Raw genomic sequence first — 20936 nt, forward strand, 5'->3', positions numbered from 1 at the left:
AAAGCCTTCCGGGCCCTTTTGCAATGCAAGCGTGCTTGCAAGTGCGATTTAGCGCACCTGAGCGACGTAAGCGACGTTGGTCGAGGAGACCTTGTCCTCGAGCTGAACACTCATGCGGGGATCGCCGGCGGTAGCGACGGTCAGATCGCCGGCCTCGACGTAGCCGAGCTCCTTAGCGGTCTCGATCGCCTTGACGATCGTGCCGTTGACGGTGCCCTGGGTAATCTCGGCCTGGTGCGGGATAACGCCCCAGTACATGATCATCTGCTGGACGGCCCACTCGTGGCGGGAGAACGCGCAGATCGGCATGTTGGGACGGAAGTGCGAGATCAGGCGTGCGGTACGACCGGTGGTCGTCGGCACGGTGATGCACTTGGCGCCAACGGTGGTGGCCATGTTCACAGCGGACATACCCACAACGTTGTTGACGACGCGGGTGCCGTGAGCGTCGGCCGGAACCTCGAGCGGAGCGTGGGCCGGGAGGTACTTCTCGGTCTCGAGAGCAATGCTGGCCTGCATCTTAACGGCCTCGACCGGGTACTTACCGGCAGCGGACTCGCCAGAGAGCATAACGGCGTCGGTGCCGTCGTAGATGGCGTTAGCAACGTCGGCAACCTCGGCGCGCGTCGGGCGCGGGTTCTGCTGCATGGAGTCGAGCATCTGCGTAGCGGTGATAACGGGCTTGTAGGCCGCGTTGCACTTGGCGATGATCTCCTTCTGGATGTGCGGAACGAGCTCGGGCTTGATCTCGATACCCAGGTCGCCACGGGCGACCATGATGCCGTCGGAAGCCTCGAGGATCTCGTCGAAGTTCTCGACGCCCAGGGCGCACTCGATCTTCGGGAAGATCGTCACGTGCTCGCCACCGTTCTCGCGGCAAAGCTTGCGGATGCCGCGGACGGACTCGCCGTCACGGATGAAGGAAGCGGCGATGTAGTCGATGTTCTCGGTCAGGCCAAAGAGGATGTCCTGACGATCGCGCTCGGTGATGGCGGGCAGCGAGATGTTGACGTTGGGCATGTTGACGCCCTTGCGCTCGCCGATCAGGCCGTCGTTCTTAACGACGCAGGTCATGTCCTGGCCGCTGACGGACTCGACCTCGAGGGCAACCAGGCCGTCATCGATCAGGATGAGGGAGCCCTTCTCGACCTCGGAAGGCAGAGCCAGGTAGTCGAGGGAGATGTGCTCAGCGGTGCCGTGGAAATCCTCGGACGTGGGCTGAGCGGTGACGACGATCTTATCGCCGGTCTTGACGGCAACCTTCTTGCCGTCGACCAGAAGGCCGGTGCGGACCTCGGGGCCCTTGGTGTCGAGCAGGATGCCGACAGGCAGACCGAGCTCCTTGGAAATACGGCGGACGCGCTCGATGCGACCGTGGTGCTCGTCGTAGGAGCCGTGCGAGAAGTTAAAACGGGCGACGTTCATGCCCGCCTTGATCATCTCGCGGATGGTCTCGTCGCTATCGCAGGCGGGACCCATGGTGCATACAATCTTAGTGCGCTTGTACATTCAGACCTCCATCTGACATCGTCTTGCGCTGATAGATAAACCATAAGAAATAAAACCGAGATGATTATAACGAAATGCCGACCGAATACCCCAAAAAATCGACCGTATGCCGAAATGGAAGTTCATTTTTTGCGGGAAAAACGGTATATGAAAAATCTTTACCAACCACTCCAACCGCTGCTATCTGGGAGATATGTCAGTTTGGCGATGTGCCGAAGAAAAAACGTTTTACCAATGTTGAGCATCACACGGTCTGCACCGTTGCGTGCGGACCATATTTCCAAACCGATTGTTTTGGCTAGACGCGTCGCTTTGGGGTACCATAGCTCCACTATCAACTGCCGCTCAGCACGGCAGCCTTGATGAGCCCTTGCCCTTCTCCTGGGAATTATGATCGGGCATCAATCTGCTGAGTGGCCCGAATCCCAGGAGGGGACTCTATATGCAAAAGGAATACCTGTCCGCCGCGGCGGAGGTGCTCAGCGACCAAGGTGTCGATGAGAACCTCGGCCTGAGCAACGACGAGGCGTCTTCGCGCCTCGCCAAGACAGGCCCTAACAAGCTCGAGGAAGCCGAGAAGACACCGCTGTGGAAGCGTTTCTTTGAGCAGATGGCCGACCCCATGGTCATCATGCTGATCGTTGCCGCCGTCATCAGTGCGCTCACGGGCATGGTCAAGGGCGAGCCCGACTTTGCCGATGTTGCCATCATCATGTTCGTCGTTATCGTCAACTCGGTGCTGGGCGTGGTCCAGGAAGCCAAGAGCGAGGAGGCCCTCGAGGCCCTGCAGGAGATGAGTGCGGCGCAGTCCAAGGTGCTGCGCGACGGCAAGCTCGTGCACCTGCCGAGCGCCGAGCTCGTGCCCGGCGACGTGATCATGCTCGAGGCGGGCGACTCCGTCCCGGCCGACTGCCGCGTGCTCGAGAGCGCCACGATGAAGATCGAAGAGGCCGCGCTCACCGGCGAGTCCGTGCCCGTAGAGAAGCACGCCAACGTGATCGAGCTCGCTGCGGGCACCGATGACGTGCCGCTCGGCGACCGTAAGAACATGTGCTATATGGGCTCCACCGTCGTGTACGGCCGTGGTCGCGCCGTCGTGGTCGGCACCGGCATGAACACCGAGATGGGCAAGATCGCCGGCGCCCTGGCCGAGGCCAAGGAAGAGCTCACGCCGTTGCAAGTGAAGCTCGCCGAGCTCAGCCGCATCCTTACCATTATGGTTATCGTCATCTGCGTCGTCATCTTTGGCGTTGATATCATCCGCCACGGCGTGGGCAACGTTCTTACCGACCCGACCGCCCTGCTCGATACCTTTATGGTCGCCGTCTCGCTCGCCGTCGCTGCCATCCCCGAGGGCCTGGTCGCCGTCGTGACCATCGTGCTATCGCTTGGCGTGACCAAGATGGCTAAGCGCCAGGCAATCATCCGCAAGCTCTCTGCCGTCGAGACTCTCGGCTGCACGCAGACCATCTGCTCCGACAAGACCGGTACCCTTACCCAAAACAAGATGACCGTCGTCAAGCACGAGCTCGCTGCGCCCAAGGAGAAGTTCCTGGCCGGCATGGCGCTGTGCTCCGATGCTCAGTGGGACGAGGAGCTGGGCGAGGCCGTGGGCGAGCCGACTGAGTGCGCGCTCGTCAACGACGCCGGCAAGGCGGGCCTCACTGGCCTGACTGCCGAGCATCCGCGCGTGGGCGAGGCCCCGTTTGACTCGGGCCGCAAGATGATGTCCGTGGTCGTCGAGACCCTGGATGGCGAGTACGAGCAGTACACCAAGGGTGCGCCCGACGTGGTGATCGGCCTGTGCACCCATATCTACGAGGGCGATAAGGTCGTCCCCCTGACCGAGGAGCGCCGCGCCGAGCTCGTGGCGGCCAACAAGGCCATGGCCGACGAGGCCCTGCGCGTACTGGCGCTGGCAAGCCGCACCTACACCGAGGTTCCCGACGACTGCAGCCCCGCTGCGCTCGAGCATGACCTGGTCTTCTGTGGCCTGTCCGGCATGATCGACCCGGTCCGTCCCGAGGTGGCCGACGCTATCCACGAGGCGCACGACGCCGGTATCCGCACCGTCATGATCACGGGCGACCACATCGACACCGCCGTGGCCATCGCCAAGCAGCTGGGCATCGTCGCCGATCGCAGCCAGGCCATCACCGGTGCCGACCTCGATCGCATGAGCGACGAGGAACTCGACGCGCACATCGAGGACTACGGCGTGTACGCCCGCGTCCAGCCCGAGCACAAGACACGCATCGTCGAGGCTTGGAAGTCGCGCGACCAGATCGTGGCCATGACGGGCGATGGCGTCAACGACGCCCCGTCCATCAAGCGCGCCGACATTGGCGTTGGTATGGGCATCACCGGTACCGACGTCACCAAGAACGTCGCCGACATGGTACTTGCCGATGACAACTTCGCTACCATCATCGGCGCCTGCGAAGAGGGTCGTCGCATCTACGACAACATCCGCAAGGTCATCCAGTTCCTGCTTTCGGCCAACCTTGCCGAGGTGTTCTCGGTGTTTATCGCCACGCTCATCGGCTTTACCATCTTCCAGCCGGTGCAGCTGCTGTGGGTGAACCTGGTCACCGACTGCTTCCCCGCGCTTGCGCTGGGCATGGAGGATGCCGAGGGCGACATCATGAAGCGCAAGCCGCGCAACGCCAAGGACGGTGTCTTTGCCGGACATATGGGTCTGGACTGCGTGGTCCAGGGCCTAATCATCACCGCGCTGGTGCTGGCGAGCTTCTTTGTGGGCGTGTACTTTGACATGGGCTACATCCACATCGCCGATATGATCGCCGGCAATGCCGACGAGGAAGGCGTGATGATGGCGTTCATCACGCTCAACATGGTCGAGATTTTCCACTGCTTCAATATGCGCAGCCGTCGTGCGTCGCTGTTCACCATGAAGAAGCAGAACAAGTGGCTGTGGGCTTCCGCCGCGCTGGCACTGGTGCTGACGGTGATCGTGACCGTGCAGCCGACGCTTGCCGAGATGTTCTTTGGCCCCGTGACGCTTGAGCTCAAGGGCGTTGTCGCTGCCCTGGGCCTGGCCTTCCTGATCATCCCGCTGATGGAGATCTACAAGGCGATCATGCGCGCGGTCGAGAAGGAGTAAGTCGAAAGGCCATCCTTCCCACCGGCCCGACCGCCTGCGGGATTTCTTCTTCGCTGGTCCTCGCGCTTCGCGCTGCGGAATCGCTCAGAAGAAACCCCTCCCGGCGGGCGGGCCTTCGGATAACCTCTCGGGACCATAAGCTGAGGGAAAGTTTGTGAGCTGGTCGGGCTTTGCCCGGCCAGCTCTTTTTGATCTAAAATACCTGCTCAGTTGTGTGGTTGGGTGCTGGGAGGCGCTTGTGGGCAAGGCTAAGGCAAAAGCGAAGAAAAAGACGACGGGGGCGCGGGCTAAGCGTGATCGTCGTCGGAAGCTCGCGACCGAGGCTCCCGCATCTGCTGAGGAGTTGCTGGCGAGTGTACCGGGGCTTGACGCGCTGCGGGACGTTCCGGCGTTTGATGACCTGCCGGTCGATGAAGCCCAGCAGGCTGCCTTTGATGATTTCTGCGCGCATGTCGAGGAGCCCGAGCAGATGCAGCTTGGCGCCGTGGTGCGCTTGGATCGCGGGTTTCCACTGGTGGCGACTGCCGATGACACGTTTCGTGCCGAGCATGCTGTGGGGTTTGCCAAGTCACGCGGCGAGGACGAGGTCCTGCTGCCTGCCGTGGGCGATCGTGTGGCGGTGCGCCGCGCTCCCGGGCACGATATGGGCGTGATTGAGTGCGTGCTGCCGCGCCGTACGAGCTTTGAGCGTTGGCGCGGCCGTGCCCGCGGGGAGCGTCAGGTGCTCTGCTCCAACGTGGATAGCGTGCTAATCGTGCAGGCGCTCGGTGCCGGCGAGGTGCTGCTCGACCGTGTGGCGCGCTCGCTGGTGTTGGCGCTCGACTGCGATGCCGAACCGGTGGTGGTACTCACCAAAGCTGACCGCTGCGATGCCGAGGAACTCGAGCGCGATCTGGACCGCGTGCGCCGCCTGGTGGGTCCGGACGTGCGCGTGATCGTGACGTCCTCTGCCGAGGGCCGCGGCCTGGACGAGATCCGTGCCTGCGTGCCCGCCGGGAGCTGCGCCATGATTCTGGGCGAGTCGGGTGCCGGCAAGTCGACGCTGCTCAATGCGCTGCTGGGCCACGATACGTTGGCGACCGGCGGTGTGCGCGAACGCGACGATCAGGGCCGTCACACTACCGTCGCGCGCGTGATGGTGGCACTGCCGGGCGACGCCGGCGTGATCGCCGATGCCCCGGGCCTGCGCAGCCTGCCGCTCGTGGGTCACGAGCGGGGTCTGGCGCGCGCTTTCCCCGAGATTGTCGAGGCATCGCGCGCGTGCCGGTTTGGCGATTGCACGCATACCCATGAGCCGGGTTGCGCCGTTCGCGAGGCCGAGGACGCCGGGCAGATCGATAGCCTGCGTTTGGAAACGTTCCAAAACCTGGCGTCATCCATGCGCGTGAGTGCTCAAATGCTCGATCCCGATGTCCATCTGTAATTGATTTTTCCTATGACAGCCGTTTTCCAACTGTTCGGGAGACGGCTTTTTGCCGCGGAAAAGCCTCGAAACATGCAGTTTGCTGACGTGCTGACCAAAACCTTGCCACGAGCTTGACGGGCTGGTCAGCTTTTGGTCAGCGATTGGTTTGACATCGAAAACCAAGATTGCGATTGCGCCGCTTTGCACTCTGACCGCCCAGACAATGGTGGTACGGGCATTCGCCCGGCACTGCCATGAGAGGAGCGGCCGTGAACAAGAGCAAGCGCATCGCCATCAGTCTGGTCGCGGGCGTGCTCGCTGCTCTGCTCTGCATGGTTTACGGCTCATCGATCCGCTCACAAGCCGAACAGGTCCAGGCTGAGACCTTGGCCAAGTACGGTGGCGATCGCGTCGAGGTATGCGTCGCGGCGCGCGATATCGATGTGGGCGAGACCCTCGATGAGACCAATGTCATAACCCAGGGGTGGCTGACGAGTCTGCTGCCGCGTGACGCGGCGACCGAGCTGCGCCAGGTGCGCGGCGACGTGACGACTTCGCGTATTCCCAAAAACGCCGTGATCTGCAATGTCTACACCAAGGTCGAGAGCCGCAAGCTCGAGGTGCCTAAGGGCAAGGTCGCCGTTTCGGTGGCGGTCGATGCCGAGCACTCGGTCGGCGGTGCTACGGGCGTGGGCAGCTACGTGGATGTGTATGTGCAAAAAGACGGCGTGACCGATCGGCTGTGCGGCGCGTACGTGATCGATACCAGTGAGGATTCCGGTGCCACGCGCGAGGGCAAGATCGAATGGGTGACGCTGGCGGCTGACCCCGAAGACGTCAAGGAACTGCTGGGAGCCTCGGGCAAGGGAACGGTCAGCTTGACGATTCCCGCCACGGCGCGCGGCAAAAAGAGCGGAGGCGACGAGTGATGAAGGCGATCTGGCTTGCGTGCTGCGCGTGCGGCGATTACGGGCTGTTGCAGCGGGAAGTCGAGGGCCGTGATGCGGGTGCACAGGTGCTTCGCGTGGGTGACCTGGACGGGCTGGTTTCCATGGCGCGGGCGTTTCCGTCGCGCCGCGGGGCTGCCATCATCGCGGCGTCTCTGTTTGATACCGAAGATGTGCGCAAGACTGTTGCGCGCCTGACGGCCGAAGGCCGCGTGAGTCGCGTGGTCGTGTTGATAGAAGCGCTCGATCCGTCGGATATCGAGGTGCTGTTTCGCGCGGGGGCGACCGAGGTCATCGCTGCACACAGTATATGCGGCAACGGGCGCGCGGGCGAGGGAGCGGTTGATTCCGATCGGCGCATGACGATTGAGCCCGATGCTTTTGTTGATAGGGAACCCGGGGCGCCTCGCGCTACAAGAGGCCCGCGTGTTGATGATTATGGAAAAGCGGAAGCCGAGCATGGTCGGCGCCCCCGGAACCCCCTTGTATACGATGACGCTGGAGGGCCGGCGCAGCATGCTGGCGACTCCCCGGCAGTAGATATGGGATACGTGCACGGCGTGAATCTGGCGGATGAACTCGACGAAGTTGAGGGCCTTGCCGGGTGCGGCGAGTTGTCGCTGATGCAGCATGAGCAGATTGCGCAGAACGAGCCTGCCTCGCAGACCGAACAAGCAGCCATGCCGGCTTGGACGCAGCACGTGGTTGCGGCGGGGGAGACAGGGACGCTGTCACCGACGCCCGCCCCGCCGCCTCCGATGCCGCCGGCAGACGCTGCCGCTTCGCCGCATCGAGCTCCAGTCATCTGCGCTATTTCGGGTTCGGGCGGTTGCGGCAAGTCGACGATCGCTGCCACCATGGCACACGCATCGTCGCTGTTGGGCTTGCGTGCCGCCGTGCTCGACCTGGACCTGATGTTTGGAAACCTTTACGACTTGTTAGGCGTCGATGCTCCGCGCGATATGGCGGCACTTATCGAGCCGTCGGCGGCGGGCACGCTCACCGAGCCGGATATCGTAGCCGCTTCGATGCGCGTGGCGCCGGGCGTTACGCTCTGGGGTCCCGTCGCGGCGCCCGAGCAAGCCGAGCTCATGGCACGTCCGGTGGAGCTACTGCTTGATGTTCTGCGTCGCGAATCCGACGTGGTCTTTATCGATACCTCGGTCTTTTGGGGCGACGCCGTGGCGGCTGCGGTGGCGGCGAGCGACCGTTGCCTGGTCGTTGGCGATGCGGCGGTGTCGTCCGCGGCATCGGCATCGCGCGTCATTGAACTGGCAGGTCGAGTAGGTGTGCCGCGCACGCGCATGAGCGCCGTGTTCAACCGGTTCGGTGCGCGCGGGGCAGACGAGGACGTCGCCATGCGCTTTGAGATTGCCTGTGCGTTAAGCTCCAAGATTCGTATCGCCGATGGCGGGCAGGATCTCGCCGCGCTCATGGCGTTTGGGCGCGCTGACGAGGCAGTGGGGCAGACCAGCGCTTTTGCGACTAGCGTGCGCGAGGCCACGCGTGAGATGCTCGTGGAGTTGGGCTGCGCTGTCGGCCCCTGGAGCGACATGGTCACCGACCGCGCAACGCGTACCGAGCGTCCGCGTATTCGTCTTCCTTGGTCGCGCGAGGGTGATCACCGATGAGTTTGCAAACGAGGATTAAGGCTGCCGGCGCGGCGGCAACGGTAGCTCACGTCGATGCGGGACGGCGCCGTGCGGTCAAGCGTCGCACCAAGCGCGCCGTGATGGACCGCATGGGCTACGACGAGGTGGCACGCATCAGTGCCTATATCGATCCGGCGCTTGCACGCTCAGAATTGCGACCGGCGGTGGAGGCGGCGCTCAACGTGGAGGAGCCGACCGACCTGGCGACGCCCGAGCGTGAGACCATCATTGACGAAATCTTGGATGACGTGGTTGGCTTGGGGCCGCTGCAGCCGCTTATCGAGGACGATAGCGTCACCGAAATCATGATCAATGGCTGCCGCTCGGCTTTCTTTGAGCGCGGCGGTGTTTTATACCCCATTGAGCATGCATTTGAGGACGATGAACAGATTCGCGTGCTCATCGATCGCGTCATCTCGCCGCTGGGCAGGCGCATCGATGAGCGCAGTCCCATCGTCAATGCCCGCCTCAAGACGGGCTATCGCGTCAACGCAGTGATTCCGCCCGTGGCGATCGATGGACCAATCCTCACTATCCGCAAGTTTTCGGACCGCATATGCTCGTTGGATGAGCTCGTGGCTCTGGGATCGCTGCCGCTTTGGTATGCGCAGCTGCTTTCGTGTGCGGTGTCGTTGCGGCAGGATTTGGCGGTTGCAGGAGGTACGGGCTCGGGCAAGACCACGCTGCTCAACGCGCTGTCGTGCGAGATTTCCACCGGCGAGCGCATCGTGACAATCGAGGATTCCGCTGAGCTCAAGTTTGCGCACCATCCGCATGTGGTGCGCCTGGAGGCGCGCGAGGCATCGATCGAGGGCGAGGGCGCGGTGACAATCCGCGACCTGGTGACCAATGCCCTGCGCATGCGCCCCGACCGCATCGTCGTGGGTGAGGTACGCGGTGCCGAGTGCTGCGACATGCTGCAGGCCATGAACACGGGTCACGACGGATCGCTCACCACACTTCATGCAGGCACCGAGCAGGAGACCGTGGTGCGCCTGACGTTGCTTGCGCGCTACGGCATCGACCTGCCAAGTGAGCTTATCGAGGAGCAGATTGCCATGGCGCTCGACGGCATCGTGATGTCCGAGCGCCATGCGGATGGCAGGCGTTTTGTGTCCTCGTATTCGGGGGTGCGGCGCAGCGCATCGGGTGGCGTGGAGCTCGAGCGCTATGTGACCTTCGATGCCGCCGAGCGCACCTGGACGCTCGACCGCGAGCCGCCGTTTATTGCAGAGGGCTTGCGGTCGGGAACGCTCACACAAGAGGAGGTGGACGAATGGAGGTCGTTATGCCCCTCGTCGTAGGGGGTTTGGCTGGGCTTTCGGTTGCGGCGGCGTGCGGGGCGGAACCTCGTGTGCCGCGGGTGCCCCCGGCGCAGCTGGCGCGCCAGACGCTCGAATCGACGGCGGAGAAACTGCCGCGCGAGCTGGTGGAAAACGATCCGCTTAAAAGGATCGCCCGCTCGTGGGCATCGTTGGTTCCAGTGCATCGTCTTGGCTTAGTTATTGAGGATGATGCGGCGCGCCTAGCGTTTCTGTTGCTGTCGAGCGGTGTCTGCTGCATTGCCCTAACCATGGTGTCGTTGTCGCCCATCGGCTTTGTTCTGGGGCTGGTGGCGCCGCTTGGCGTGGGCGCCGCACGCGACACCTTCGACCACCGTCGTGAGCAACACGATGTGGAAGAGGCCATGCCCGAGGCCTTTACGGCGCTTTCCATGTCGCTTGCCTCGGGGCACTCTCTTGCCCAGGGCATGCGGTTTGTGGGCGCCCATGCACAGGAACCAGTGCATACCGAGTTTTTGCGGGTAGCGGCGGCGATTGATTGCGGTATCTCGGCGACGGATGCGCTAGATGACCTGCTTGTTCGCATTGATGCCCCTGGTCTTTCGCTCGTGACGCTGGCGCTCAAGGTGTCGCAGCACACCGGCGCTCCGCTTGCCGATTTATTGTCCGAGGCATCGAGCATGGTGGGGGAGCGCATTGAGCTCAAGCGCCGCCTAGATGTCAAGACGTCGCAGGCGCGCATGTCGGCGCATATGGTCGCGGCGATGCCGGCGGGCATGTGCGCAGTGCTTGCCCTGCTTTCGGCCGACTTCCGCCGTGGTCTTGCAACGCCGGCGGGCGCTGGTGCCGTAGTGCTGGGGCTTGCCCTCAACGCCGTTGCCCTGGTGGTTATTCGGCGCATTATGCGGGTGGAGTTATGAGTGCCCTGGTCGGTGCTGCGGCTTGTTTGTGTGCGCTCAGCGTGTTCGTTGCGACGGGTTTGGACCGGGCGGATGCACGAAAGCTTGCCGAGGCGTGTAAGCGCGAGGCGGTGCTGGTCGTTGCCGCGGCTCGCTCGATGGTCGATACCCTGGCAACACGATTGAAAGGCGCGCTCGGAGCGGGCGGCCCGGCGCGAGTGTCGCTCGGCGAAGTGTCCGAGATGATCGATGTTGTGCGCTTAGGTCTTTCGGCCGGTCTTTCGTTTGATGCGGCGCTTGAGATTTTCTGCGCCAACCGCCGGTCAGTGCTGGCTCTTCGCCTTGAGCGCGCCTGCATGGCGTGGCAGGTGGGCGTGGGCACGCGTGAGGACGAGTTGTTGGCCGCCGCGCGCGACCTGGACGTGCGAGCGCTCGAGACCTTTGCCATCACGGTGGGGCAGGCGCTCGTCCTGGGTGCCCCACTTGCCGAGACACTGGCCGCTCAAAGTCGCGAGATCCGTGCGGCTCATCGCGCCGCGGTCGAGCGCGAGATCGAGCGTGCGCCCGTCAAGCTGCTGATTCCCACCGGCACGCTCATCTTGCCGGCGTTGCTTCTGTCCATATTGGGCCCGCTGCTGGGAGCAGGCGGGATGATGTAGGGAGGAATACATGAACACGATGACTGACGCTGCTGGCAAGGTCCAGGGCTGGGCGTTTTGCCGGGCGGCACATGTTCGTCAGCGCGCCAAGGAACTATTGCAGGAGGAGAGTGCACAGGGTACCACCGAGTATGCCATCTTGGTCGGCGTGCTCGTGGTGATCGCGATTATCGCCATCGTCGCATTTAAGGGCAAGGTCCAAGATCTATGGAACGCTATCAGCGAGGGCATCAACAGCCTGTAGAGGGCGAGCGCCCCATCGGGGTGCTGCTGGTGTTTGCTTGCCTGACCGTGGCGATAGCGGCGGTGCTTTGGGGGCTTAACGCCGCGCGGCAGCAGCGTCCTGGGACCGCCTCCGATTTGGGCTCAGATTCGGCGGTGGCGTCTCAAAAAGATGAGATGCGAGATGCGGACGATTCGGATGTCGCTGTCACGGCGCAAACCTTTCTGCGGACGCTCGGCAAGCGGTCTGGCACTGCGACGGATTCGCCTGAGGGCAACGCGATTGCGGTCCGGCTTGCATGGTCCGAGGACCGACCGATGACCGAAGCGGCGGCGGATATGCTGCGTGCCTATCGCGAGGTACCCACGGCGCAACTTGCTCTGAGCGGCTATCTCGACATCAAGGGAAACGTGTGGGGCGCCATCGTGCGCGACGGACGCGGCTGGGTCGATATGGTGACAATTGCCGCGGATGCTGGCGATGCTTCGTGTCGTCTGCGCGCCGTGCGCCTGAGCCCGCAGGCAACGGACTCAAAGGAGGGATCGTGAAATGCATGATGTCCTGCGTGAGGAATCTGCCCAGGCGACGGTCGAATACGCCATCGTCACGGTGGCGCTGTTATCGATCGTGCTGGCGATCGCGGGACTTTGGCGTGCCGGCACCGATGGGCGCTTGGCGGCGCTGGTTGAGCGGGCGGCATCCCATGGCGTTGCCTCGACGTCGGTTATCGACGCCGCTGCGGCCGCTAAGGACATCGCGTTGTATTGATGCCGCGCGCGAGGACCGGGCGCAGTCTACGGTCGAGGCCGCTTTTTTGCTGCCGACGTTTCTGACACTCATCCTTCTCGCGCTGCAACCGGTGTGCCTGCTCTATACGCGCGCGGTCATGGAGTCTGCCGCCGCCGAGACCGCGCGGCTCATGACCACAACGACGGCGGAGGACGACGATCTTAAGGAGTTCACCCGCCGCCGACTTGCCGCAGTGCCCAACGTTTCGATCTTTCATGCCGGCGGGCCGTTGTCGTGGGATATCGAGCTTGGCCGGGCCGGTGCGGGTGGCGTCTCGTCCGTGTCCGTTTCCGGCGAGGTCAAGCCGTTGCCTGTGATCGGTGCGTTTGCGCAGGCTATGGGTGGTACCGCCGAGGGCGGCTACGTTGAGCTCAAGGTCGATGTCTCGTATCAATCGCGTCCCGAATGGCTGGAGGGAGATTATGATTCGTGGATTGCTGCATGGGATTAAGTGTTTCTGGTCTAGACGCGTTTTGACGCACCGTCCGAGCTGCCATCGCAAGCGAGGCGGCTTTATGGGTCGAGCCGGTGTCGATCTGTTTATCGAAGACGGCGCCTATACCACGCTTTCTTCTGCCGTGGTCATCCTAGTGGTGCTCACATTGTTGTTTTCGTCGACCGCGGCGATATGGAGCATGTCGCGTGCCGGGGATACCCAGGTGGCGGCTGATAGCGGCGCGCTGGCGGGTGCCAACGTAGTGTCGTCCTATCACACGGCTGCCACGGTGGTTGATGCGAGCATCTTGAGTCTGGGGCTGGCGGGGTTTGCCACGATCGGGACGGGCCTGGTCGCCATCCTCATCCCGGGTGCCGAGCCGGTTGCCGGCAATATGGTCGACACCGGGATTGAGATCATTAAAACGCGCAACAAGTTTGCCAAAAGCGCATCGGAAGGCTTACAGAAAATCGAGACGGCTCTGCCGTATCTGATCGCCGCGCGTGCCACGCAGGCGGTGTCGGCGCAGGATACCGATAGTGTGACCTATACCGGTACGGCGCTTGCCGTGCCCAGGACATCCGAGTCTGACTTCGCTACGCTCAAAGGATCAGAGATCTCGACCGATACCATTAAAGACACATCAGATGATTTAGAGTGTGCGGCCGAGGAGCTGCGGAAGGCTTCTGAGGACACGGCGAAGGCTAAAGAGCGTGCTTGGCTGGCGGATTGTGGTGGGTCTGACAAGGGCTCGGTCGGCAGCTGTTCTTGCATGTGGGAGCGTGCGAAAAGCCTAACGGATCTCTCCGGTGTTCAAAATCCGCATTACTCATCGAGCGTTACGTGGGAGCCCCAAGTTGCCCTTGATCGCGCGAAGGACTACTACCATTGGCGTCTGACAAATGAGAAGCCCCACGGCTCGAGTGTCGAGATGAAGGCAGAGTCTGCGGCGCGTAAGGCGTTTTATACCTATGCGAGCGCGGAGGTCGATCGGGCACATATAACCGAGAACGGAGACAGGGTTTCCTCCTATATTCCGCTGCTGCCGCGCAACTCTGATGAGGTTCGGGCGACGGAACTCTATACCGATGCGGTGTGGCCGACGAGCGTGAACGATGACAAGGCGTATCTGCATTACGGGACGACCTGCCCTAACTATAAGAAAGGGACGCCGAGCGGATTTGCTTCGGTTGCCGATTACGATGGACAGGATAAATGCAGCAAATGCCATTTTGGCGTTTTGTCGCTTGGTGCTGTTGCGGCGCCTTCAACCTCTATCGAAAACGGCTTCGAATATCACTTCGACGAGTTCAAAAAGGCCTTGGAGGAATACGTCAAATGTCGGAACAAAGAGCTTGAGCTCATGCGTCAGACCGAGGATGAGGCCGACCGTGCGGGCAATGCGTTTGACCAGGCCATTAAAGTGCTTTCGGGCGAGCGTCCGCGTATTGCTCCGCCCGGTCGCAACGGCGTGGTTGCCTTTGCGGTTTCGGGTGCCATCTCGAGCCCCGATGAGCTCAACTCTTCGTTTAACACGGCAGTCAGGCTTGGCGATCGCGGTGCCATCTCTGCCGCGGTGCTGGCGCCCGATGAGGCGACGGCGCAAAACAACGTGCTTTCGCGATTTTTCTCGACATTGAAGGAACGCTCGGGTGGCGTTGCCGGCGTACTCGATGGCGTCATGGATGTCTGGGGACGGCTGCTTGTGGGATACGGAGACATCCAAGGTTCGGCCGACGAACTTATGGACGAGATGATTAAAGGCCTAGGAGGGGGCAGCGGCGCGTTGGGCTCCATTGCATCGTGGCTCGGCGATACCGTTTCGGCGTCCGTGGCGGCGCTGGGTTTGGAACCGTGCGACTTGCGCCTGCGAAAGCCGGTGCTGACCGATTCCGCCAACGTCATTAAGAGCCCGGGGTCTGACATTGCCGGTCTCTCTCAAGCGCAAGACAAACTGCGAAGTATTCCGTTGGGCGTGACCGATCCCAAGGCGCTTTGCGAGGCGTTGGAATATCAAGTCGAGCGCACCATCAGCGGCACGACGTTCACGCTTGCGGAGATTCCGCTGCCCGGCGGCGGTTCCATCCCACTTACCGTCGATGTCACCACACTGGCGGGTGCCCTGGGCGGTGGGTCGTAATGGGCATCCGCACGCGCCTGTGCGAGGAGCGCGCCCAGGCGACGGTCGAGATGGCAGTGGTTACGCCCGTTTTGCTGGTGCTGGCACTCATCGTGTACAACGTCATGATCTTTGCCAGCGCTGTCGCGCGCTTCGACCGCGTGGTGCCCGACATCGTGTTGGCGCACGCCGTGGCGTCGGAGGGGGAGGGCGACGAAAGCTCTGCCGATGCCTCGGCGACGGTTCAGACTCAAATTCTGAATGCCATGGAGGGCTATGACTTGCAGATCGAAGTGTCGAGCGAGCAAGGCGCGGAGGCATCGGATGGTGGCCTGCTCTCCCTACCCGGTACGTTTAGGACCTACACCTGCACCATGCACTATGAGCCGTGGCCGACTTCTCTCAGCATCGCTGGCGTTCCGCTGGGGGCGCCGACAACGTTGTCGCACGAGCGCGCGGTGACGGTCGATCCATGGCGCCCGGGGGTGGTCATGTGACCGCGGTCTCGTCCTACATCGCCTACGCGCGGGCACTCAATAGGCTGGGTTGGACGCCGGCCGAGTTTGCGGTGGCGGAGCCGTTTGTCGTGCGCCTGCGCGGCATGCTGGGACGGCGTCCGGTTGCCGCCAACGGCCTGCCGCTCGTCATGGCGTTTCCACGCTGCTCTTCGGTCCACACGTGTTTTATGGCCTATCCCATCGACATCGCCTTTATCGATGCACGTGGCTATGTCCTCGTATGCTACGAAAACGTACGTCCCTGGCGTATGTGCTCCTGCCCCGGCGCCTGGGCCGTACTAGAGCGTCCTTCAATCATTGTTTCGACCCCTGCTCTCCAACGCGTGCCGGCTTAAGAATTGGCGACAGCGGACTTTCGTCATACGAAATTGGGTAAGATGGAGGAGAAGATGCATGGATGTTGAGATCCATCCCAACGCTAAAAAGCACCTGACGGAAAAGCAGGTGCTTAGCGCTTGGCTTGCGGTTACTGAGTGCATTCGTCGCGAGTCGAAGGACGAGCCGCCGAGATGGCTTGCGATTGGATGGCTCCCAGACGGACGAAGCGTGGAGCTTGTCGCGGTCGAGCTTGTCCGTGGGTGGCTTATCATTCATGCCTTGTCTCCAGTCCAGAAGAAATTTTGGCAGGAGATTGAACGGGCTCGGCAAAGGGGTCGATGATGGGCAAGACGTATACGGCCGCTAAAGGTCAGGTTGTAACGGATGAAATGATTGACGCGTGGTGCGAGTCGTACGAGCGCGGAGAGTTTCCGGATGGCGAACATACCGTTGGTGGGATCGTGCATGGACGGCCCCCGCTCTCAGGTGAGGGGACGGCAACGTTGTCGGTCAAGATTCCTCTGGGAATGAAGGAGGCCATTCGTCGACGGGCGGCTGCCGAGGGGATGACGCCAAGTGAGTTTGCCCGTGCGGCTCTGAGCGAAAAACTTCTTGCTGCCGGCTGATGTCTCTGACGTGCCGATTTATAGAACCGAGGCTGTGCTCAAAAACTTTTTTAAAATTCTCGGTTGACCGGAACGCGTCCTTGGTTATACTAATCAAGCCTTGAAACAAGGCACACCTCAAATGGCTGGGTAGCTCAGTTGGTAGAGCAGAGGACTGAAAATCCTCGTGTCAGGGGTTCGATTCCCTTCCCCGCCACCTTGAATTGACTAGGACCTCTGCAAAGGGGTCCTTTTCTTTTATGCAGCCCCACATGGAATCGAACCCCGTGAGGGCGCGGAGCTGAGTAAACGCGTAAGCGTTTGCCAGCGCAGCTCGCAAGGCGCGTAAGCGCCGCAGCGGTCCGTCCGCGCAGCGCGCGGACGCGATTCCCTTCCCCGCCACCTTGAATTGACTAGGACCTCTGCAAAGGGGTCCTTTTCTTTTATGTAGGGTTCTGCGGAAACTGCGTCCCAGAATAAGGGTTCAGAACGGGACACACTTTCCGCTTCGGGCCTGTCTGGGAAAGCGCGACCCGGAATGACGCGAAATTGCGGGTCGCGCTTTCCGGTTGGGCCTGCTAACGGAAAATGCGCCCCATTATTGAGCGATAGAACGGGACGCGCTTTCCGGTGCCTGCCTCCGGCGCGCGTACACACCTCGTCGCACCATTCCGAGCCCGCCCGCCCCAGACATTCCTCCCACTTTCGCGTCACTTTACAGACCGTTCGGTCGCCTGTCCGCACACGCGGGTATACTCAGAACGATACTTATCCTATGCAATACGATGCGGGTTCGACCTGCATGATCCGAAGGGGGCAGTGATGGAGAGGATACTCGGCGTTAATCTCTCTGGCTGGTTTATTCCCGAGCCTTGGGTGACCCCGTCGCTGTACGCGGCGACCGGCGCATCCAACGCAGCCGAGCTGCAGGAGGCCATGGGTACCGCCGCTTACAACGAGCGCATGCGTCGTCATTACGAGACGTTTGTGAGCGAGGACGATTTTCGCCGCATGGCGCAGATCGGTCTCAATGCCGTGCGTCTGCCGGTGCCCTGGTATGCCTTTGGCTCACAGGAGTCCGATGCCTCCTACATATCGGTTGTCGATTACATCGACCGCGCGATTGAGTGGGCTGCCAAGTACGATATCCGCGTGCTGCTCGATCTGGCAACCGTGCCCGGTGGCCAGGGCGATTCCAACGATTCGCCCACCACGCCGGAGGCTGTCGCCGAGTGGCATTCGTCCACCAACGGCCGTCATGTCGCACTCGACGTGCTCGAGCGCTTGGCCGATCGCTATGGCGAGGCCGAGAGCCTGCTGGGCATTGAGCTGCTGGACACGCCGCAGATGAGCGTTCGCAAGAGCCTCTTCACCATGACGGATGGCATTCCTGCTCACTACCTGCGCAATTTCTATCGCGATGCCTACGAGCTCGTCCGTTCGTATATGCCCGAGGATAAAATCGTCGTCTTCTCGTCGTCGGGGCATCCCAGCGAGTGGAAGCATTTTATGCGCGGCGCCAAGTACAAGAACGTCTACATGGACCTTCACCTGTACCATTACCGCGACGAGTATGCGCTCGACATCACGAGCCCTCGCGGGCTGACGACGGCGATTTCGCGTAACAAGCGCGAGCTTAAAGAAGCGATTTCGACTGGGTTCCCCGTGCTGGTGGGCGAATGGTCGGGCGCGGCGATCTTTGCCAACTCGTCGGTTACGCCCGAGGGCCGCAATGCCTACGAGCGCGTGTTTATCGCCAACCAGCTGGCTTCGTTTGCGCCGGCTGCCGGTTGGTTCTTCCAAACGTGGAAGACCGAGAAGCGCATTGCAGCATGGGACGCCCGCGCGGCGCTCGGTACGCTCGAGCGCGGCATGATTGAATAGGTTGATATGACGCAAAACAGCGCCCATACGGGCAAACTCTATGTGGTCGGCACGCCCATCGGCAACCTAGGCGACCTGTCCCCGCGCGTTGGCGAGGCCTTTGCCGCCGCCGATGCCATTTGCTGCGAAGACACGCGTGTGACGTCAAAGCTGCTGATGCACCTGGGCATTTCCAAGCCGCTTGTCCGTTGCGACGAGAATGTGATCGCTAGCCGCGCTGCCGGCCTGGTCGACCGTCTGCTGGCGGGGGAGACCCTCGCCTTTGCCTCGGACGCCGGCATGCCGAGCGTGTCCGATCCCGGCCAGGCGCTGGTCGAGGCGGCGCGTGAGGCCGATGTACCCGTCGAAGTTATTCCCGGGCCCTCTGCTTGCGTCACGGCGCTTGTTTCGTCCGGCATTCCCTGCGAGCATTTTTTCTTCGAGGGCTTTTTGGGCCGAAAGCACGGCGACCGTGTGCGCCGTTTGCAGCGCCTTGCCGTGGTGCCCGGCGCACTCATCTTCTACGAGTCTCCACATCGCATCGTGGCGACGCTCGAGGCCGTGGCGGAGGTCTTTCCCCAGCGTGAGGTTGCCGTCTGCCGCGAACTCACCAAGCTGCACGAGGAGGTCTTGCGCGGGCCCGCTGACCAGCTTGCCGAGGAGCTGCGTGCTCGCGGCGAGGTAAAGGGCGAGATTGCGCTGGTCATCGCGCCACCGAGCGAGGATGAGGAGGCCGGTATCGTGCCGGTCGGCGCCACGGCAGCGGATCCCGACGAGGCCCTGCGCGAGGATATCCGCGCCGCGCTCGAGGAGGGGGAGCCCGCGTCTGCGGTGGCTAAGCGCCTGTCTCAGAAGTATTCGCGCCGCAAGCGCGATGTCTATGCCATGGTGCTCGATATGCAATAGATGGAGGATATCCAGCCCTTGCGCTAGAATCATCCTCTGTATGCAACGTTTTTCTGGAGGACAAACCCCATGGATCAAAGCAAGCCTTCGTTCTTTATCACGACGCCCATCTACTACGTCAACGCCGATCCGCACCTGGGCACGGCTTATTCCACCATCATCGCCGACGTTCAGGCTCGCTATCGCCGTTCCGCCGGCTATAACGTCAAGTTCCTGACCGGCATGGACGAGCACGGCGAGAAGGTCGCCGAGGCCGCAGCCAAGCATGGCATGACGCCGCAGGAGTGGACCGATAGCCAGGCCCCGCACTTCAAGGAGCTTTGGAGCAAGCTCGAGATTTCCAACGACGACTTCATCCGCACCACCGAGCCGCGCCAGCATCATGCCGTGCAGTACCTGTGGGAGCGCATGAAGGAGTCCGGTTACCTGTATAAGGGCAGCTACGACGGTTGGTATTGCGTGCCTGACGAGACCTACTTCACTGATACGCAGGTCCAGAAGGGCGACGAGGAGTACGGCAGCGTCGGCCAGCATCTATGCCCCGACTGCCACCGTCCGCTTGAGCGCGTCCAGGAGGAGTCCTACTTCTTTAAGCTTTCCGCCTTCCAGGACAAGCTTCTCAAGCTCTATGACGAGCACCCCGACTTTGTCGAGCCTGCGTTCCGCATGAACGAGGTTCGCAGCTTTGTCGAGGGCGGCCTCAACGACCTTTCCGTGAGTCGCACGAGCTTTGACTGGGGCATCCAGGTTCCGTTTGACGAGGGCCATGTGACCTATGTATGGTTTGACGCGCTGCTCAACTATATGACGGCCGTCGGCTACGGTGTCGACACCGACGAGGCGCGTGCCGAGCTGGCCTATCGCTGGCCCGCGCAGTTCCACATCGTGGGTAAGGACATCATCCGCTTCCACTGCGTCATTTGGCCCGCCATGCTCATGGCCATCGGCGAGGCCCTGCCCGAGCACGTCTTTGCCCACGGCTTCCTGACCGTGCGCAATGCCGAGACCGGCAAGGCCGAGAAGATGTCCAAGAGCCGCGGTAACGCCATCGCTCCGCAGGACGTTATCGACATGCTGGGCGTCGAGGGCTATCGCTACTACTTTATGACCGACGTCGTTCCCGGTACCGACGGCGCTATCAGCTTCGATCGCATGGAGCAGGTCTACAACGCCGACCTGGCCAACAGCTGGGGCAACCTTATCTCGCGTTCGCTCAACATGAGCGGCAAGTACTTTGACGGTTGCGCGCCCGCCAAGCCCGCATCGTTCGATGCGTTCGACAACCCGCTGGCAAAGATCGCCGATGGCCTGGTCGACCGCTACATGGCCAAGATGGACGTGCTCGATTACGGCGGAGCCAAGGACGAGGTTATGGAGCTCATCCACGCCGCCAACCACTACATCGAGGACTCCGAGCCTTGGGCGCTTGCCAAGGATGAGGCTAAGGCTGACGAGCTGGCATTTGTGATCTACAACCTGCTCGAGGCCATCCGCATTGCCGCTCACCTGCTGATGCCGCTCATGCCTCAGACCTCTGCCGAAGCCCTGCGCCGCCTGTCCTGCGAGGACGAGGCCGCGAGCGACGACCTCAAGGGCATTTGCGCTTGGGGCCTGCTTGCCGGTGGTCAGCCCGTCGAGAAGGGTGAGCCGCTGTTCCCGCGTCTGGGCTAAGACGCCGCGC

At 62.1% G+C, this 20936-nt stretch carries 19 protein-coding genes and 1 tRNA gene; 19 read left to right on the forward strand and 1 reads right to left on the reverse strand.

The genetic code is table 11. From position 1 onward, the window contains the following. Nucleotides 1–48: 48 nt before the first annotated feature. Complete coding sequence (gene pyk / locus AB5Z14_RS07910) at nt 49–1509, reverse strand: pyruvate kinase (protein WP_117637393.1); 1461 nt, start codon at nt 1507–1509, stop codon at nt 49–51. A gap of 442 nt (nt 1510–1951) precedes the next feature. On the opposite strand from pyk, the gene AB5Z14_RS07915 reads away from it, so the two are divergent. From AB5Z14_RS07915 to metG, 19 genes are all read left to right on the forward strand, one after another. After that, nucleotides 1952–4633, forward strand: a complete 2682-nt coding sequence (locus AB5Z14_RS07915; RefSeq protein WP_117773233.1) for a cation-translocating P-type ATPase — start codon at nt 1952–1954, stop codon at nt 4631–4633. 469 nt (nt 4634–5102) lie between these two features. Next, nucleotides 5103–6056, forward strand: a complete 954-nt coding sequence (rsgA, locus tag AB5Z14_RS07920) for a ribosome small subunit-dependent GTPase A (RefSeq protein WP_195535974.1) — start codon at nt 5103–5105, stop codon at nt 6054–6056. 251 nt (nt 6057–6307) lie between these two features. Then, nucleotides 6308–6967, forward strand: a complete 660-nt coding sequence (cpaB, locus tag AB5Z14_RS07925; RefSeq protein WP_324249538.1) for a Flp pilus assembly protein CpaB — start codon at nt 6308–6310, stop codon at nt 6965–6967. Next, nucleotides 6967–8616, forward strand: a complete 1650-nt coding sequence (locus tag AB5Z14_RS07930) for a CpaE/TadZ family protein (protein WP_368130991.1) — start codon at nt 6967–6969, stop codon at nt 8614–8616. The genes cpaB and AB5Z14_RS07930 overlap by 1 nt, the downstream gene beginning before the upstream one ends. Next, nucleotides 8613–9941, forward strand: a complete 1329-nt coding sequence (locus AB5Z14_RS07935; protein ID WP_368130992.1) for a TadA family conjugal transfer-associated ATPase — start codon at nt 8613–8615, stop codon at nt 9939–9941. The genes AB5Z14_RS07930 and AB5Z14_RS07935 overlap by 4 nt, the downstream gene beginning before the upstream one ends. After that, entirely contained in the window at nt 9914–10840 is a 927-nt protein-coding gene (locus tag AB5Z14_RS07940) for a type II secretion system F family protein (protein WP_368130993.1), read from the forward strand. The genes AB5Z14_RS07935 and AB5Z14_RS07940 overlap by 28 nt, the downstream gene beginning before the upstream one ends. Next, nucleotides 10837–11478 (forward strand): type II secretion system F family protein, encoded by a 642-nt coding sequence (locus AB5Z14_RS07945; protein WP_368130994.1) that lies wholly within the window; start codon nt 10837–10839, stop codon nt 11476–11478. The genes AB5Z14_RS07940 and AB5Z14_RS07945 overlap by 4 nt, the downstream gene beginning before the upstream one ends. A 10-nt stretch (nt 11479–11488) precedes the next feature. Continuing rightward, nucleotides 11489–11722, forward strand: a complete 234-nt coding sequence (locus AB5Z14_RS07950; RefSeq protein WP_089572694.1) for a hypothetical protein — start codon at nt 11489–11491, stop codon at nt 11720–11722. Beyond that, nucleotides 11686–12249 carry a hypothetical protein gene (locus AB5Z14_RS07955; protein WP_368130995.1) on the forward strand — a complete coding sequence of 188 codons (564 nt, stop codon included), beginning with the start codon at nt 11686–11688 and terminating at the stop codon, nt 12247–12249. Before AB5Z14_RS07950 ends, AB5Z14_RS07955 begins: the two co-directional genes overlap by 37 nt. A gap of 1 nt (nt 12250) precedes the next feature. Beyond that, nucleotides 12251–12469: a hypothetical protein gene (locus tag AB5Z14_RS07960; protein WP_117563704.1), complete on the forward strand. Its 219-nt coding sequence runs from the start codon at nt 12251–12253 to the stop codon at nt 12467–12469. Continuing rightward, entirely contained in the window at nt 12405–12941 is a 537-nt protein-coding gene (locus AB5Z14_RS07965; RefSeq protein WP_117563703.1) for a TadE/TadG family type IV pilus assembly protein, read from the forward strand. The genes AB5Z14_RS07960 and AB5Z14_RS07965 overlap by 65 nt, the downstream gene beginning before the upstream one ends. A 64-nt stretch (nt 12942–13005) precedes the next feature. Further along, nucleotides 13006–15066 carry a hypothetical protein gene (locus AB5Z14_RS07970; RefSeq protein WP_368130996.1) on the forward strand — a complete coding sequence of 687 codons (2061 nt, stop codon included), beginning with the start codon at nt 13006–13008 and terminating at the stop codon, nt 15064–15066. Then, entirely contained in the window at nt 15066–15542 is a 477-nt protein-coding gene (locus tag AB5Z14_RS07975; protein WP_368130997.1) for a hypothetical protein, read from the forward strand. The genes AB5Z14_RS07970 and AB5Z14_RS07975 overlap by 1 nt, the downstream gene beginning before the upstream one ends. After that, a complete protein-coding gene (locus AB5Z14_RS07980; protein ID WP_368130998.1) occupies nt 15539–15898 on the forward strand; it encodes a DUF192 domain-containing protein in 360 nt (119 codons plus the stop codon). The genes AB5Z14_RS07975 and AB5Z14_RS07980 overlap by 4 nt, the downstream gene beginning before the upstream one ends. A gap of 324 nt (nt 15899–16222) precedes the next feature. Continuing rightward, complete coding sequence (locus AB5Z14_RS07985; RefSeq protein ID WP_118206062.1) at nt 16223–16507, forward strand: ATP-binding protein; 285 nt, start codon at nt 16223–16225, stop codon at nt 16505–16507. Between the two features lie 123 nt (nt 16508–16630). Further along, nucleotides 16631–16703, forward strand: a tRNA-Phe gene (locus AB5Z14_RS07990). Nucleotides 16704–17308: 605 nt separating this feature from the next. Beyond that, nucleotides 17309–18370 carry a glycoside hydrolase family 5 protein gene (locus AB5Z14_RS07995; protein ID WP_055309641.1) on the forward strand — a complete coding sequence of 354 codons (1062 nt, stop codon included), beginning with the start codon at nt 17309–17311 and terminating at the stop codon, nt 18368–18370. Nucleotides 18371–18376: 6 nt separating this feature from the next. Continuing rightward, entirely contained in the window at nt 18377–19255 is an 879-nt protein-coding gene (gene rsmI / locus AB5Z14_RS08000; RefSeq protein WP_117583812.1) for a 16S rRNA (cytidine(1402)-2'-O)-methyltransferase, read from the forward strand. Nucleotides 19256–19324: 69 nt separating this feature from the next. Continuing rightward, the gene (metG, locus tag AB5Z14_RS08005; RefSeq protein WP_117583811.1) at nt 19325–20926 is read left to right on the forward strand and encodes a methionine--tRNA ligase; all 1602 of its coding nucleotides are present in this window, start codon (nt 19325–19327) and stop codon (nt 20924–20926) included. Nucleotides 20927–20936: the final 10 nt, after the last annotated feature.

This window comes from Collinsella aerofaciens (genome assembly GCF_040910265.1).
Taxonomy (GTDB): Bacteria; Actinomycetota; Coriobacteriia; order Coriobacteriales; family Coriobacteriaceae; genus Collinsella; species Collinsella aerofaciens_BK.

Excerpts from the sequence above, each read along its gene's own strand:
- rsmI (WP_117583812.1), top strand. The coding sequence starts at position 18,377 with ATGACGCAAAACAGCGCCCATACGGGCAAACTCTATGTGGTCGGCACG.
- pyk (WP_117637393.1), bottom strand. The coding sequence starts at position 1,509 with ATGTACAAGCGCACTAAGATTGTATGCACCATGGGTCCCGCCTGCGAT.
- AB5Z14_RS07940 (WP_368130993.1), top strand. The coding sequence starts at position 9,914 with ATGGAGGTCGTTATGCCCCTCGTCGTAGGGGGTTTGGCTGGGCTTTCG.
- AB5Z14_RS07960 (WP_117563704.1), top strand. The coding sequence starts at position 12,251 with ATGCATGATGTCCTGCGTGAGGAATCTGCCCAGGCGACGGTCGAATAC.
- AB5Z14_RS07950 (WP_089572694.1), top strand. The coding sequence starts at position 11,489 with ATGAACACGATGACTGACGCTGCTGGCAAGGTCCAGGGCTGGGCGTTT.
- AB5Z14_RS07930 (WP_368130991.1), top strand. The coding sequence starts at position 6,967 with ATGAAGGCGATCTGGCTTGCGTGCTGCGCGTGCGGCGATTACGGGCTG.
- AB5Z14_RS07945 (WP_368130994.1), top strand. The coding sequence starts at position 10,837 with ATGAGTGCCCTGGTCGGTGCTGCGGCTTGTTTGTGTGCGCTCAGCGTG.
- AB5Z14_RS07985 (WP_118206062.1), top strand. The coding sequence starts at position 16,223 with ATGGGCAAGACGTATACGGCCGCTAAAGGTCAGGTTGTAACGGATGAA.
- metG (WP_117583811.1), top strand. The coding sequence starts at position 19,325 with ATGGATCAAAGCAAGCCTTCGTTCTTTATCACGACGCCCATCTACTAC.
- AB5Z14_RS07965 (WP_117563703.1), top strand. The coding sequence starts at position 12,405 with ATGGCGTTGCCTCGACGTCGGTTATCGACGCCGCTGCGGCCGCTAAGG.
- AB5Z14_RS07970 (WP_368130996.1), top strand. The coding sequence starts at position 13,006 with ATGGGTCGAGCCGGTGTCGATCTGTTTATCGAAGACGGCGCCTATACC.
- AB5Z14_RS07935 (WP_368130992.1), top strand. The coding sequence starts at position 8,613 with ATGAGTTTGCAAACGAGGATTAAGGCTGCCGGCGCGGCGGCAACGGTA.
- AB5Z14_RS07995 (WP_055309641.1), top strand. The coding sequence starts at position 17,309 with ATGGAGAGGATACTCGGCGTTAATCTCTCTGGCTGGTTTATTCCCGAG.
- AB5Z14_RS07915 (WP_117773233.1), top strand. The coding sequence starts at position 1,952 with ATGCAAAAGGAATACCTGTCCGCCGCGGCGGAGGTGCTCAGCGACCAA.
- AB5Z14_RS07975 (WP_368130997.1), top strand. The coding sequence starts at position 15,066 with ATGGGCATCCGCACGCGCCTGTGCGAGGAGCGCGCCCAGGCGACGGTC.
- AB5Z14_RS07955 (WP_368130995.1), top strand. The coding sequence starts at position 11,686 with ATGGAACGCTATCAGCGAGGGCATCAACAGCCTGTAGAGGGCGAGCGC.
- rsgA (WP_195535974.1), top strand. The coding sequence starts at position 5,103 with ATGCAGCTTGGCGCCGTGGTGCGCTTGGATCGCGGGTTTCCACTGGTG.